The 13,077-nt window shown below is 72.1% G+C and carries 16 protein-coding genes; 6 read left to right on the top strand and 10 right to left on the bottom strand.

From position 1 onward, the window contains the following. Positions 1-12 precede the first annotated feature (12 nt). The 4 genes from LQ222_RS07645 to LQ222_RS07630 all read right to left on the bottom strand — a co-directional run bounded on the left by LQ222_RS07645 (position 13) and on the right by LQ222_RS07630 (position 2,063). Positions 13-423, bottom strand: coding sequence for a Rap1a/Tai family immunity protein (locus LQ222_RS07645; protein ID WP_230165562.1), 411 nt, complete (start codon positions 421-423; stop codon positions 13-15). Positions 424-757: 334 nt separating this feature from the next. After that, a complete protein-coding gene (locus LQ222_RS07640; RefSeq protein ID WP_230165561.1) occupies positions 758-988 on the bottom strand; it encodes a glycine zipper family protein in 231 nt (76 codons plus the stop codon). A 16-nt stretch (positions 989-1,004) separates the two neighbouring features. After that, positions 1,005-1,439, bottom strand: a complete 435-nt coding sequence (locus LQ222_RS07635) for a Rap1a/Tai family immunity protein (protein WP_230165560.1) — start codon at positions 1,437-1,439, stop codon at positions 1,005-1,007. Positions 1,440-1,595: 156 nt separating this feature from the next. Then, the gene (locus LQ222_RS07630) at positions 1,596-2,063 is read right to left on the bottom strand and encodes a Fur family transcriptional regulator (protein WP_230165558.1); all 468 of its coding nucleotides are present in this window, start codon (positions 2,061-2,063) and stop codon (positions 1,596-1,598) included. Between the two features lie 45 nt (positions 2,064-2,108). Here LQ222_RS07630 and hisI point away from each other — a divergent pair, with 45 nt between their 5' ends. The 5 genes from hisI to lpxB all read left to right on the top strand — a co-directional run bounded on the left by hisI (position 2,109) and on the right by lpxB (position 6,700). Then, positions 2,109-2,510: a phosphoribosyl-AMP cyclohydrolase gene (gene hisI / locus LQ222_RS07625; RefSeq protein ID WP_230165556.1), complete on the top strand. Its 402-nt coding sequence runs from the start codon at positions 2,109-2,111 to the stop codon at positions 2,508-2,510. Between the two features lie 284 nt (positions 2,511-2,794). Further along, on the top strand, positions 2,795-3,766 hold the full coding sequence (locus tag LQ222_RS07620) for an SUMF1/EgtB/PvdO family nonheme iron enzyme (protein ID WP_230165554.1): 972 nt from the start codon (positions 2,795-2,797) through the stop codon (positions 3,764-3,766). Between the two features lie 308 nt (positions 3,767-4,074). Next, the gene (locus LQ222_RS07615; protein ID WP_230165552.1) at positions 4,075-4,671 is read left to right on the top strand and encodes a GNAT family N-acetyltransferase; all 597 of its coding nucleotides are present in this window, start codon (positions 4,075-4,077) and stop codon (positions 4,669-4,671) included. Beyond that, positions 4,668-5,552: a carbon-nitrogen hydrolase family protein gene (locus tag LQ222_RS07610; protein ID WP_230165551.1), complete on the top strand. Its 885-nt coding sequence runs from the start codon at positions 4,668-4,670 to the stop codon at positions 5,550-5,552. The genes LQ222_RS07615 and LQ222_RS07610 overlap by 4 nt, the downstream gene beginning before the upstream one ends. Beyond that, entirely contained in the window at positions 5,549-6,700 is a 1,152-nt protein-coding gene (lpxB, locus tag LQ222_RS07605; RefSeq protein WP_230165550.1) for a lipid-A-disaccharide synthase, read from the top strand. The genes LQ222_RS07610 and lpxB overlap by 4 nt, the downstream gene beginning before the upstream one ends. A 107-nt stretch (positions 6,701-6,807) precedes the next feature. Here the strand turns inward: lpxB and LQ222_RS07600 are convergent, their stop codons facing one another. Further along, positions 6,808-7,818: a dimethylarginine dimethylaminohydrolase family protein gene (locus LQ222_RS07600; protein WP_230165549.1), complete on the bottom strand. Its 1,011-nt coding sequence runs from the start codon at positions 7,816-7,818 to the stop codon at positions 6,808-6,810. Between the two features lie 110 nt (positions 7,819-7,928). On the opposite strand from LQ222_RS07600, the gene LQ222_RS07595 reads away from it, so the two are divergent. Then, entirely contained in the window at positions 7,929-8,624 is a 696-nt protein-coding gene (locus tag LQ222_RS07595) for a DUF3592 domain-containing protein (protein WP_230165548.1), read from the top strand. A gap of 6 nt (positions 8,625-8,630) precedes the next feature. Here LQ222_RS07595 and LQ222_RS07590 read toward each other — a convergent pair whose 3' ends face one another. From LQ222_RS07590 to LQ222_RS07570, 5 genes are read right to left on the bottom strand one after another with little or no spacing between them, the layout of a single operon-like run. Next, positions 8,631-9,419, bottom strand: a complete 789-nt coding sequence (locus LQ222_RS07590; protein ID WP_230165547.1) for an ABC transporter permease — start codon at positions 9,417-9,419, stop codon at positions 8,631-8,633. A gap of 4 nt (positions 9,420-9,423) precedes the next feature. Next, positions 9,424-10,269 carry an ABC transporter permease gene (locus tag LQ222_RS07585; RefSeq protein ID WP_230165546.1) on the bottom strand — a complete coding sequence of 282 codons (846 nt, stop codon included), beginning with the start codon at positions 10,267-10,269 and terminating at the stop codon, positions 9,424-9,426. Then, positions 10,266-11,354 carry an ABC transporter ATP-binding protein gene (locus LQ222_RS07580; RefSeq protein WP_230165545.1) on the bottom strand — a complete coding sequence of 363 codons (1,089 nt, stop codon included), beginning with the start codon at positions 11,352-11,354 and terminating at the stop codon, positions 10,266-10,268. The genes LQ222_RS07585 and LQ222_RS07580 overlap by 4 nt, the downstream gene beginning before the upstream one ends. After that, positions 11,351-12,121, bottom strand: coding sequence for a class II aldolase/adducin family protein (locus tag LQ222_RS07575; protein ID WP_230165544.1), 771 nt, complete (start codon positions 12,119-12,121; stop codon positions 11,351-11,353). The genes LQ222_RS07580 and LQ222_RS07575 overlap by 4 nt, the downstream gene beginning before the upstream one ends. Then, positions 12,121-13,059: a glyoxylate/hydroxypyruvate reductase A gene (locus LQ222_RS07570; RefSeq protein ID WP_230165543.1), complete on the bottom strand. Its 939-nt coding sequence runs from the start codon at positions 13,057-13,059 to the stop codon at positions 12,121-12,123. Before LQ222_RS07570 ends, LQ222_RS07575 begins: the two co-directional genes overlap by 1 nt. Positions 13,060-13,077: the final 18 nt, after the last annotated feature.

The following is a 13,077-nucleotide window of genomic DNA, read 5'->3' as shown; positions in this document are numbered from 1 at the left end:
GCGCCCTCCGTCTCAGCGTGCCGCCGGGCGGCGCGCGGGGGGCGCGGCCGGGCAGGGATAGGTGGCGATGAACCAGCGGGCCAGGCCGTCCACGGCCAGTTCGCCCGCCGCCTGCGGATTGCTGCGCGCCCATGCGGCGAAGGCGGAAGCGGCCTGTTCGCCCGACGGCGGCGGCGTCGGCACGCAGAATAGCGGGCGGTGGCGCGTGCCGGGCTGGGTCATCACGGCGTGGTACTGCGCGAAGCCGCCGATGAAGCCGCGGCACAGCCCGCTGGCATGGGCGAAGGACGGGTCGCCGGCGGGCACGGCGCAGAGCGTCGCGAGTTCGCCCACCGTCGCGGTGTGTGACCCGCGCGCTGGTGCCTGCGCGGCGGCCGGCGCGGCGGCGACCAAAGCCACCGCCAGGATCTGGGGAAGTCGCATCCGGGCTGATCTCCTCCTGCACTGGCGCCTGCTGCGCCATGCGGCGGGGCCTGGTGCGACTCGCCCGCCGGCCCACAGCATCGGCAGCGGCGCGCGCGGTCGCAAGCGTCGCCGTCGGGCCTGTGCAATCGGACGTGGCAGCGGGCGGGCCGCAGCGCGATGGCGCGGGTGGCGCCAGGCCGCCAGATCCTCGCGGCCGCAGCGCCAGGCGCTGCGGCGACGCGCCTCGCGGGCCCTGCGGTGGCGGCGCGGCGCCCGGAAGCGGCCCGGCCGGCCGCAATGGCGGGCATGGCCGCGCCGCGGACGGCGCGCGATGCGCCGTCCGAAGCGTGTATCAGCGGCGGCCGCGGTCGATCGCGTAGCCGCTGACACCGCCGACGCCGGCACCGATCAGCGCACCCCAGCCGGCATTGCCCGACAGCGAGCCGATCGCGGCACCGCCCAGCGCGCCGATGCCCGCGCCCGTGGCGGTGGCCCGCTGGCTGTCGGACATGCCCGCGCAGCCGGCCAGGCCAAGGCCGGCCGCCAGCACGGCGACGAGGCGAAGGGACTTGAAGGTCGTCATGGCGTTCTCCTCCGGCTCAGCGGCGGCGCGGCGCGGCGGCGGGCGCGGCGCAGGGATAGGTGGCGGCGGCGAAGCGCAGCACGCCCTCGGCCGCGCGCACCCCGGCATATTGCTGGTTCGCCGCGACCCAGGAGACATAGGCCGCCGAGACCGTCTCGATCTGCGGCGAGGGCTCGGGCAGGCAGAACACGGGCCGCGCTGCCTGGCGGCCGGAGGTGTAGATCGCATGGGTCTGGCCGATCGCGACCAGGGTGGCGTAGCACGCCGCGCGCGAGGCCGGCGCATTGGCGTCGTTCGCCGCCGGGCCGCAGGCGCGCGCCAGGTCGGCCGCGGTGAAGCCGCCGGACGGGGCGGCGGGTTGCGCGACGGCGGGCGCGGCGAAGGCGCAGCCCGCGACGGCGAGGGCGAGCCCCCCCCGGCGGAGCGCGCGGATCGGGTTCAGGGAAAGCATGGCGGCTGTCGTCCTCCTTGCCCCGGCCGTCATGGCCGCGGTCGTTCTCGCACCGGGGGCAGACTAGTCCGGCCGGCGCGCCGGGCAATGATACATCGCAAGGCGACGGCCGGAGGCGCGCAACGCCACGGCGGGACGCAGCGCCAAGCCGGGGGATCAGGCGGCGGCGCAGCGCGCGCAGGTGCCCTCGATCTCGACCGTTGCCAGCGCCAGGACGAAGCCGGCGCGCCGCGCCGCCGATTCGATGGCGTGGGAGACCGCATGGTCGGCGATCTCGGCCGTGGCGCCGCAGTTCCGGCAGATCAGGAACTGGTGTGGATGGCCGTGGTCATGGGCGTGGCCATGCCCGGCATCTGTGCAGCCGATGAAGGCGTTCAGCCGCTCCACCTTGTGGATCAGCCCGTGCTCCAGCAGGAAATCCAGCGCGCGGTACACGGTGGGTGGCGCCGCCCCCGGGCGCTGCGCCTTCAGCCGGTCCAGCAGGGCATAGGCGCCGACCGGGGCCTGCGCCTCCAGCACCAGCTCCAGCACCTGGCGGCGCAGCGGCGTGAGCTGCGCGCCGCGGCGCAGGCAGGCCTGCTCGGCTTCCTGCAGGGCCCGATCGCGTGCCGCCGCGTCCAGCATGGGTGATCCTCGCCTCCGGTCCCGATGATCCTGTATCATCTGGGGATGACCAGTGCCGACACCACCGCCCGCTTCCTGGATGCGCTGCGCTTCGATGCCGCCGGCCTCGTGCCCTGCATCGCACAGCAGCACGATACCGGCGAGGTGCTGATGATGGCCTGGATGAATGCCGAGGCGGTGGCCGAGACGCTGGCGACCGGGCGGGTCTGCTACTTCTCGCGCTCGCGCGGCGGGCTGTGGCGCAAGGGCGAGACCTCGGGCCAGGTGCAGTCGCTGGTGGACCTGCGCATCGACTGCGACGGGGATACGCTGCTGGCGCTGGTCGACCAGGTCGGCGTCGCCTGCCACACCGGCCGGCGCACCTGCTTCTTCCGCGCCATCCGCGACGACGCGATCGCCGAGATCGCCGCGCCGCTGGTCGATCCGAAGGCGCTGTACGGCGCCTGACCCCGCGCCACGGGGCGCGCGTGCTGCCTGGCCCCTGGTCGTCCGGCGCGTGCATCGGATGCCGCAAGCACGCGCCATGCTGGCAGTGTGAACCGTTCGCAGCGACCGCAAGTCACGGCTGATCCCTGCATGGCACAACCCCGCGTCGGAAATGATGGCGCAACACCGCGCCGCCTTGGGCGTGGCATGGCAGAAAAACCGACAAACGCCGGGCGCTGTTCGTTGCGTGACTACCATTTCCTCATGTCGCTGCGTTACGCTGCGACCGCCATCGGGAGGTTCGAATGCTCGCAGCCAAGGTCGCCCGCGTCCTGTCTGTTCTGGCGGGTGTCTTCGTTGCCGCGATCCTGTGGGCGGCGCCGGCCTCGGCGCAGCCGGCCTCCCGCACGCCGTTCCGCGACTGCCCGGATTGCCCCGAGGTCGTGATGCTGCCCGGCGGGTCCTTCACCATGGGCGTGCCGCCCATCGAGGAAGAGCGCGAGGGCGTGCCGGCGGATGTGCGCGGGCGATCCGCGCCGCAACTGCGGATCGTCATTCCGGCCGGCCTCGGTATGGGGCAGCGCGCCATATCGCGCGGCGAATTCGCCGCCTATGTCGCCGAGACCGGCTTCGAGCCGGGCACCGGCTGCTGGACCTTCGTGAACAACGGCGCGAGCTACGAATACCTGGAGCGCCGAGGGCTGTCCTGGCGCGACCCGGGCTTTCCGCAGGGCGACGACCATCCGGTGGTCTGCGTGAGCTGGGAGGACGCCACCAACTACACCAACTGGCTGACCCGCAAGGCCGGCCGGCGCTATCGCCTGCCGAGCGAGGCCGAATGGGAATACGCCGCGCGCGCGGGCACCGCCACGGCCCGGTTCTGGGGCGACAGCAGCACCATCGCCTGCCAATACGCCAATGTCGCCGACCTGACGCTGGCCAATGCGCTGAACCTCGATCGCCGGCCGGCCTTCACCTTCCGGTGCACCGACAACCACGTCTACACGTCGCCCGGCGGCAGCTTCCGGCCCAATGCGTTTGGGCTGTACGACATGCTGGGCAATGTCTGGCAATGGTCGCAGGACTGCCTGAACCCCTCGCTGGAAGGCCAGCCGCAGAACGGCACGGCGCGGGTGACGGGCGATTGCTCGACGCGCGCGATGCGCGGTGGGTCCTGGAGCCACCTGCCCTGGTATGTGCGTGCCGGCAACCGCGTGCGCGGCGGTGCGGCTGACCGCTTCGCCTTCGCCGGTTTCCGGGTGGTGCGCGACCGCTGAACGCAGGGCCGGAACACCTGGCACCGGCCTGCATGGCCCTGCCCGTGCCGGGCCCAAGCGCCCGTCCCGGCCAGGTCTCGTGCGCGCCCACAGCCATGTGCGCTCGCCCTCGCTCGCTTCGATGCCTCTGGAGCCGATCGCGTTCAGATGGGATCATCCGAACGCGTGACGATGCCCTGAAAACAGCAGGCTAGAGCCTGCTAAGTGAGCGCGGGCGAACGCAGCATGCTCTAGACCCTTGTTTCCACGAGCAACTTCACGCGTTCGGATAATTCCATCCGATCGGGATCTGCTCTAATCATCGCGCCATGCCCGACGCCCTTCGCTTCGAGACATTGCAGGGCGACGCGTTGCGCGCCTGGCTGCCCCGCCTGGCCGGGCTGCGCATCGCGGTGTTCCGCGACTGGCCTTATCTGTACGAGGGCGAGGCCGGCTACGAGGAAGGCTACCTGGCAGCCTATGCCGCCAGCCCGGGCGCCGCGGTGGTCGCGGCGATCGATGGCGACCGCGCCGTCGGCTGCGCCACCTGCCAGCCGATGGCCGAGGCGAATGCCCGCGTGCAGGCTGCCTTCCGCGGACGCGGCCTGGACCCCGCGCGCTTCTGCTATTTCGGCGAGAGCGTCCTGTTGCCCGACTATCGCGGCCGCGGCGCCGGCGTGCGGTTCTTCATCGAGCGCGAAGCGCATGCCCGCGCGCTGGGACTGCCGGCCGCGGCCTTCTGCGCGGTGGTGCGCAACGTGAACGACCCGCGGACGCCGCCCGGCTACGTGCCGCTCGATGCCTTCTGGACGAAGCGCGGCTTCGTGCGCCGCGCCGATATCTCGGTGGTCTTCGACTGGAAGGAAGTGGGCGATGCGCGCGAGAGCCCGCATGCGCTCGGCTTCTGGGTGAAGGACCCGCTGTGACCGCGCCGCTGCGCCTGGGGCTGCTGCAATACGGCGTGGCGCGGCCCGGCTGCGTCGCGGATTTCGCGCGCGCGCTGGAAGCGCGGCTCGACGCCGGGCGCGCCGGCGCCGACCTGCTGGTGCTGCCGGAATACGCCTGTGTCGAATTGGGTGCCGCGCTGGCCGGCGGCGCCACGGACGAGGCGCGCGAACTCGCCGCCATGGTCGATGCCGCACCGGCGATCCTGGCGGCGATGCGCGCGGCCGCACAACGGCTGCGCGTATGGCTGCTGCCCGGCACGCTGCCGATGCGCCGCGACGACGGCGCCGTGGTGAACCGCGCGCCGCTGATCGCCCCGGATGGCCGCCTCGCCTTCCAGGAAAAACGCGCCATGACGCGCTTCGAGACGGAACGCTGGGGCGTCACGCGCGGCGCCGACCCGGCGGTGTTCGACACGCCCTGGGGGCGGATCGGCATTTCCATCTGCTACGATGTGGAGTTCCCCAAGCATGTGCGCGCGCAGGTCGAGGCCGGGGCCTGGCTGGTGCTCGCACCGTCATGCACGGACACGGTGCATGGCTTCAACCGCGTGGCGATCGGCGCGGCGGCGCGGGCGATGGAGAACCAGTGCTACGTCGCCATCACGCCGACCGTGGGCGTCGCACCCTGGTCCGCCGCGCTGGATGTGAACCGCGGCCATGCGGCGGTGTTCGGCCCGATCGACCGCGGCTTCCCCGAGGACGGCGTGCTGGCGCGCGGCGCGCCCGATACCGAGCAATGGGTGTTCTGCGAGCTCGACCCCGCGCGCATCGACCGTGTGCGCGAGGACGGCCAGGTCCGCAACCACCGCGACTGGCCACGCGCGCCCTTCGCGCGCCCCGCGCCGGCGGCCTTCGCATGACGCTGGTGTATGTGGTGGCGGGCGAGGCCTCCGGCGACGTGCTGGGCGCGCGGCTGATCACGGCGCTGCGTGCGCAGCGGCCCGAACTGGAATTCGCCGGCATCGGCGGGCCGCGCATGGCGGAACAGGGCGTGGTGAGCCTGTTCGACTATCGCGAACTGGCGCTGATGGGGCTGCTGGAAGTGCTGCCCAAGGTCTTCCGGCTGAAGCGCCTGCTGGCCGATGCCGCGGCGGATGTCGCGACGCGCCGGCCGGATGTGATCGTCACCATCGACAGCCCCGGCTTCACGCTGCGCCTGGCGGAAATGGTGCGCCCGATCGGCCAGCCCATCGTGCACTACGTGGCGCCGCAGGTCTGGGCCTGGCGGCCGGGGCGCGTCGTGAAGCTGCGCCGCAAGGTGGACCGCATCCTCTGCCTGCTGCCCTTCGAGCCGATCTTCTTCGAGGCTGCCGGCATCCCGGTCACCTTCGTGGGTCATCCGGTGCTGGAAAGCGGTGCCGATGCCGGCGATGCCGCGCGCTTCCGCGCGACGCACGCGCTGGCCGAGGGCGAGCGCCCGGTCATCGTCATGCCCGGCAGCCGGCGGATGGAAGCGACGCGCCTGCTGCCGGTGTTCGGCGCCGCCCTGCGGATCGCCGCGCAGCGCCTGCCGGGCCTGCGCGCGGTGCTGCCGGTCGCGCCCATCGTGGCGGATGCGGTGCGCGCCGCCGCCGCCGACTGGCCCGCCGCGCCGATCCTGCTGGATGGCAATGACGCCAAGCACGATGCCTTCGCCGCGGTGGCGGGCTCCGGCGGGGCGGGGCTGATCAAGTCCGGCACGTCGTCGCTGGAGATGGCGGTGGCGGGCATTCCGCACGTCGTCGCCTATCGCGTGAACCCGATCACGGCGGCGATCGTGCGGCGGCTGGTGAAGGTGCCGCATGCCTCCCTGGTGAACCTGCTGGCCGAGCGCGAGGTGGTGCCCGAACGCATCCAGGAGGATTGCACGCCCGAGGCCCTGGCCGAGGCGCTGCTGCGCCCCATGCTTGATCCCGCCGTGGCGGCGGCGCAGCGCGCGGGGTTCGCGGAGGCGCTGGCGCTGCTGCGCGCGCCGGAGGGCTTGCCCTCGGTCGCGGCGGCAAAGGCGGTGCTGGCGGCGCTGCCGTAGCGCAGGCCCCGATCAGGCGGCTTCATCCGATCGGGCGAAGGCGCCGCGCGGCACGCCGCGACCAAGGCCCTGCCGCGAGCCCGGCCGGGCGGACACCGCCCCAGCCATCACACCGCGTCGCGCACCAGCGGCGAGGTCGAGCAATGGATGCCGCCGCCGCCCAGATACACCTTGTCGTAGGTCACCAGCCGCACGCTGATGCCGGCCTTGTCCAGCGCCTCCTGCGTGCGCGGGCCGACCTGGTCGCTCATCAGCACGCGGCCCGGCGCCACCGCCAGGCAGTTGATCGCCCAGGACGGGTCCTGGTGGTTCAGCGGAATCATCTTCACGCCCAGGCGCTTCAGTTCCTCCATGAAGACGAAGGGCAGCGTGGAGGGATTCACCAGCGCGACGTCGTGGTGGATCATCACGAAGGCGCCGTCGATATGCAGGCGGTAGCCGGGGATCTGCACGCGGATCAGGCGCGTGCCCTGCACGGCGAGGACTTCTTCCAGCTGCCGCGCGCCTTCCTCGTTGACGCGGGAGGAGACGCCGACCACCGCGACATCGGGGCGGATATAGGCGAAGGACCCGCCCTCCATCAGCCCGGTGCCGTGGATGGTCCGCAGGATGGGCATGCCCAGCGCGGCGAGGGTCTGCGTGACGGGGCGTTCCTCGCCGCGGCGGATGCGCGGGCCCATGCGGGTGACCACGGCGCCGCCATCGACGGCGATGCAGGAATCGCGCGTGTAGATCGACTTGTGGCGGCCGGGGGCGGCGGCGTTGAGCATCACGACCTCGACGCCTTCCTCGCGCAGCGCGGCAACGAGCGCATCATGCTGCGCCTGTTGTTCCGCGAGGCTCGGGATCACCTCGCCGCGCCAATAGGCACCCGTCGCGGGATCACCATGGGCGCCCAGTTCCGGGATCAGCGGCAGGGTGTCGAGCACGGCCATCTCGGGCCCGGGGCGGTGCATCAGCACCACGCGCAGGCGGCCGATGTCGTTGGCGCAGCCCCAGCGGCGGCCCCAGCCGGCGGTCTGCTCGGCGTCGCTGTTGAAGGCCGGCTCGGGTTCGGACGCGAAGCGTTCGATCAGCATGTTGTAGCGGTGGTCGAATTCGCTCATCGCCTGGGCCATCGGGCGTCCTCTTTCGATTGGTGAAGCGGCGAAGCTTCTGCGCCAGACTACGCCATCATGGCGGCAGGCACAGGGGCGCCGCCGCCCGGCCGCAGCAACCGGGGCACAGCATGCGCGAGACGCCGCCCGACCCGCTTTTCGCCATCACGCCGGCGCAGTTCCGCGAACGCCGGGTGGCGCTCGGCCTGACCACGCTGGAGGTCGCCGAGCGGGCGGGGATCGGCGCGCGCGACCTGCTGCGCTTCGAGGAAGCCGGCGGCGTGCTGCAGGACGCGCAGCGCATCGCCCTGTTCCACGCGCTGATGCAGGCGGAGCGGCCGCCGCCGCCCGGCCCCCGGGCGCTGCTGGATTTCGGCCTGCCCGGCACGATCGCCTTCTTCGTCATCGCCGCCTTCCCGCTGGTCGCGGCGATGGCCAGCCTGGGGCCGGCGGTCCGCATCCTCGGTGCCGACCTGGTGGATGCGGAAGTCGTGCGCCTGGAGCCTGGCACCGCCGAATCGCGCGACCACCTGGACCGCAGCGTGACCATCCCGACCGTCGCGCCGGTGCTGCGCTTCTTCAGCCCCGACGGCACGGGCGAGGTCACCATCACCCTGCGCCCCGTCGCCGAGGATCTGAACCGGCTCGGCGAAGGCGACCGCCTGCGCCTGTACATCCCGCCCGGCCGGCCGCAGGAGGCCGAGCGGTGGTTCCTCGATGCCCTGCTGCGGCCGCTGATCCTGGGCGCGATGGCGCTGCCGCTGCTGGGCTGCGGGTGGATCTCGCTGGGCCATTGGCGGCGCCGGCGGGCGGCGCCGCGCGGCTGAAGCGCGTCAGCCTTCGCTGCGGCGGCGCAGCGCGCGGTCGACCATCAGCAGCAGGGTGGTGAACAGCACCAGCAGCACCGCGACCGCGGCCATGGCGGGATCCAGGTTCTCGTTGATGCCGTCCCAGATGCGGCGCGGCAGGGTGAAGACATCGCGCGAGGCGATGAACAGCACCATCACCAGCTCGTCCCAGGAATGGATGAAGGCGAAGATGGCGCCGGAGAAGATGCCCGGCGCGATGCGCGGCAGGATCACCCAGCGCAGCGTCTGCGACAGCGACGCGCCCATGCCGCGCGCCGCCTGTTCAAGCCGCGGGTCGAAGGCCGCCAGCGCGGTCGAGACGGTGATGACCACATAGGGAATGCCGGTGACGCCATGCGCGATCACCACGCCGGCGAAGCGGTCGAGCAGCCCGAGCGGTCCGAAATACCGGTACAGCCCGATGGCATAGACGATCGACGGGATGATCAGCGGCAGCAGCATCAGCACCCGCACAAGTTCCGTCGCGCGGCGCGAGATGCGCCAGCAGCCGATGGCGCAGAGCGTGCCCGCCACCACCGACAGGATCGTGGCCGCCACCGCGATGGTGAAGGATTGCCAGATCGACCCGAGCCATTCCGGCGAGGCCAGCACGGTGCGGAAATGCTGGAAGGAAATGCCATCCTGCGGCAGCGACAGATAGCGCTGGTCGGTCAGCGCCACCGGCACGATGATCAGGATCGGCAGCAGCAGGTACAGCGCCGTGGCCCAGGCCAGGCCGCGCGCCGCCGGTCCGGGCGGATGGATGCCGTCCATCGCCTCAGGCCCCCGACCCGAAGATGCGCCGCAGGTCGACCAGGCGCGAGAACACCGCCAGCGTGGCGATGATGGTCAGCACCAGCATGGTCGCCATCATGGTCCCCAGCCCCCAGCGGATCAGGTCGAGGATCTGCAGGCTGATCCATTCCGCCACCATCAGCGTCTTGCCGCCGCCCAGGATCGCCGGCGTGATGTAGAAGCCGAGCGAGAAGATGAAGACCAGCACCGCCGCGGCGATCACGCCGGGCATCGACAGCGGGAAGAAGACGCGGCGGAACACCTCCCCGCGCGATGCGCCCAATCCGCGCGCGGCGGCCAGCAGGCGCGGGTCGATCTCGCGCATCGAGGCCATCATCGGCAGCACGGCGAAGGGCACCATGTAGTGCACCATGCCGACGATGATGCCGAATTCGTTCCACACCAGCGGCAGGGGTTCGGTGATGGCGCCGGCATTGATCAGCGTGTTGTTCACCAGCCCCTGGCGGCGCAGCAGCGTGACCCAGGCGAAGGCGCGCACCAGCACGGATATCCACAGCGGCACCAGCACCGCCAGGATCCACCACCCCCGCGCGCGCGGCGTGGCGAGCGTCACGGCATAGGCAATGGCATAGCCCAGCAGCAGCGCCAGCACCGTCGTGATCAGGCAGATCCGCAGCGTGGTCAGGATCACGCGCTGCACGGATTCCGAGGTGAAGATGCGTTCGTAGTTGCCCAGGCCCGGTTCGGGCTCGGTCACGCTGATCGCCAGCACCTGCACGATCGGCGCGATGTAGAAGGCCAGCAGCAGGAGCAGCGCCGGCAGGATCAGCAGCCACCAGCCGATGCCCGGACGCCCGGCGGCGGTCATGGCGCGTCGTCCTCGACCGGCACGGCGGCATCGGCGGACCAGCCAAGGCGGATCGGCAGGCCCTCGGCCGGCGCGAAGGCGGCCTGCCAGGCGGGCAGCACGGCGCGGATCTCGCCCAGGCCCGGCGTCGCGACACGCAGCGCGAAATCGGCGCCGAGATACGACCAGGCGAGCAGGCGGCCCTCGACGACGTTGTCGGCGCCGGCGCCTTCGCCCAGCAGCACGATCTTCTCGGGCCGCAGGGAGAGCAGGCGCCGCGTGCCCTCCGGCGCGCCTTGGCCGCGCACGGCGATGCGCTCCGGGCCCGCCGCCAGCACGAAGCCGCCGGCATCCGACGACGCCACGCTGCCCTCGATGAAGTTCGACTTGCCGAGGAAGTCGGCGACGAAGCGCGTGCGCGGGCGTTCGTACAATTCCCCCGGCGCGCCGGACTGGATCAGCTTGCCGTGGTTGAGGATGGCGATGCGGTCGGACAGCGACAGCGCCTCGTCCTGGTCGTGCGTGACGTTGATGAAGGTGCGGCCGACCCGCCGGTGCAGTGCCTTCAGCTCCTCCTGCAATTCGGCGCGCAGCTTCTTGTCGAGTGCGGAGAGCGGTTCATCCAGCAACAGCAGGCTGGGGTCGAAGACGAGCGCCCTGGCCAGGGCGACGCGCTGCTGCTGGCCGCCCGACAGCTGCCTGGGCAGGCGCCCGGCGAACTGGCCGAGCTGCACCAGGTCCAGCGCCGCGCGCACCTTGGCGTCGCGATCGGCCCGCCCGAGCCCGCGCACGCGCAGCGGGAAGGCCACGTTGTCGGCCACGCTCATGTGCGGGAACAGGGCATAGCCCTGGAACACCATGCCGAAGTTGCGCTTCTCCGGCGGCAGCGGCGTGATGTCGCGCCCGTCCAGCAGGATCGATCCCGCGCTGGGCGCGACGAAGCCCGCCACCGCCATCAGGATGGTGGTCTTGCCCGACCCCGACGGGCCGAGCAGCGTGAGGAACTCGCCCTGCCCCACCTCCAGCGACACGTCATCCACCGCGGTGAAGTCGCCGTAGCGCTTGGTCAGCCCGCGGATCGCCAGCGCGTGCCCGGCGGCGCTCACGCGACGTAGTCCGGCTGCTCGCGATCCAGCTTGCGGCGCAGCGCCTGCCAGGGCAGCCAGCCCTTGGTCGGGCCGGTGCCGAACTGGTCGCGCGCGCGGCGCACCACCGGCGCCGGCGGCACCGCCAGCGGCACGCCGGAGGATTGCGCGGCCAGTTGGATGCGACACGCCTGCTCCAGGTAGTACATCCAGTAGAAGGCCTCCGCGACCGTGTTGCCCACGGTCAGCAAGCCGTGGTGGCGCAGGATCATGCAGGGGCGGTTGACCATGTCCTGCACCAGCCGGTCGCGCTCGGACAGGTTGTCGTCATCGGCGATGCCCTCGTAGTCGTGCAGCGCGACGCGGCCGTCGAATTCCATGCTGATCTGGTTCAGCGGCAGCAGCGCGCCCGTCTGCGCCGCCACCGCCATGCCGGCCAGCGTGTGCGTGTGCATCACGCACATCGCATCGCCGCGCGCGCGATGCAGCGCGGAATGGATGACGAAGCCGGCCGGGTTCACCGGCCAGTCGGTCGGCTGCGCCGGTTCGCCATCGGCATCGACCACCACCAGGCAGGACGCCGTGATCTCCTCGAACAACAGGCCATAGGGGTTGACCAGGAAGCGATGCCCCTCGCCCGGCAGGCGCGCGGACAGGTGCGTGAAGACCAGGTCGGTCATGCCGAAATGCGCCACCAGGCGATAGGCGGCCGCGAGGTCCTCGCGCACCTCCCGTTCGGTCTGCACGCGGCTGGGGTCCGGCTTCACCGGCGGGGGCGGCAGGGGCATCAGTAGCCTCGCTCGGGATCGTAGATGTTGGGCAGGGGGTCGCCGCGCTCGAAACGCGCGATGCAGTCGGCGACGTAGCGCGCGCGTTCCAGGCGGCTCGGCAGCGACCCCACATGCGGCGTGACGGTGATGCGCGGATGCGCCCAGGCCGGGCTGTCGGCGGGCAGCGGCTCGGGGTCGAAGACATCCAGCACCGCGCCGGCGAGGTGCCCGCTGTCGAGCGCCGCCAGCACATCGGGCAACACCATCTGCACGCCACGCCCGACATGCACCAGGCCGGCGCCAGGTGGCAGCCGCGCCAGCAGCGGCGCGGCGATGATGCCGCGGGTTTCGTCGGTCGCCGGCAGCAGGCAGACCAGCACCCGGCTGCGCGCCAGGAAGGCCGGCAGCCCCGCCGCGCCGGCGAAGGTATCAACCCCCGCCACCGCCTTGACCGTGCGCGACCAGCCGACCACCGGGATGCCCAGCGCCTGCAGCATCGCGACGCTGCGCAGCCCCATCGCACCCAGGCCCATCACGCCGACCGTACGCGCCGCAGCCGCGAAGGGCGCTTCGAAATAGTCCCAGTCGCCGCGGGACTGCGCCAGTGCCATGCGCCGCGCATCCTTCGCCAGCGACAGCACCGCCCAGGCGACATGCTCGCCCATGCGCTGCGTCGCTTCCGGCGGCACGCAGCGCACCAGCGGCAGGTTGCGCGGCAGCAGCGGATCGGCGGCGATGAAATCGACCCCGGCGCCCGACCCGAAGATCGCGCGCAGGCGCGGGAATTGCGCGAGCCGCCCCGGCTCGGGGTCCCACACCAGCGCGTAGTCGATGCTGGCGGGGTCGACCGACGGATCATCCCACCAGCGCAATCGCAACTGCGGCGCCACCTCGGCGAAGCAGGCCTGCCAATCCGGCAATGCCTGCTCGCCGCCCGACTTCACCACCAGGATCACGCCGATGCCCGCCCCTTG

The organism is Roseomonas sp. CECT 9278 (assembly GCF_918698155.1).
Lineage (GTDB): Bacteria > Pseudomonadota > Alphaproteobacteria > Acetobacterales > Acetobacteraceae > Neoroseomonas.
The sequence above is the reverse complement of the archived record's forward strand: the minus strand, read 5'-3'. Positions and strand labels throughout refer to the sequence as shown.